The sequence below is a fragment of the Micromonospora sp. BS32 genome, assembly GCF_059089345.1.
Window position 1 is genome coordinate 1 of the sequence record NZ_JBSSHR010000097.1, and the last position, 467, is coordinate 467.

Here is a 467-nt window from a genome sequence, read left to right on the forward strand (position 1 = left end):
GGCCTGGTGGTCGTCGGGTTCTTCTCGCACACCATGGCGATGTGCTCCTCGGACGCCAACGCGATCTCCGCGGTGATCACCCGCGACATCGCGCCCGCGGTCTCCAGGGGCGCCCGCACCTGGAGCACCCGGATCGGGCTGATCGCGGCGCGCACCACCACGCTGGTCTTCCTGGGGCTGTCCATGGCGGTGGCGACCCAGGTCAGCTCGCCCACCTTCAAGGACATCATCACCGTGGTGATCAAGTGGGTGGCCGGGTTGGTCGGGCCGATCGCGATCCCGTTCATGCTCGGGCTGATGCTGCGCTTCCGCAGGTCCGGCCCCACCGCCGCGCTGACCAGCTGGGCGCTGGGCCTGCTCGCCTTCTACCTGCTCAACTACCCCGTCAACGACGCCGTGTCGGGCGGGGTGCCGTTGCAATACCAGATCGCCGGCCCGGTCGCGGTCTCGTTGGTGCTGTTCGTGGT

Annotated in this window: 1 protein-coding gene; it reads left to right on the top strand. The window is 69.0% G+C overall.

Going from position 1 to position 467, the window contains the following annotated elements:
- Positions 1-467, top strand: a 467-nt coding sequence (locus AC5RWQ_RS30425; RefSeq protein ID WP_494286035.1) for a hypothetical protein, incomplete at both ends; no start/stop codon positions are given.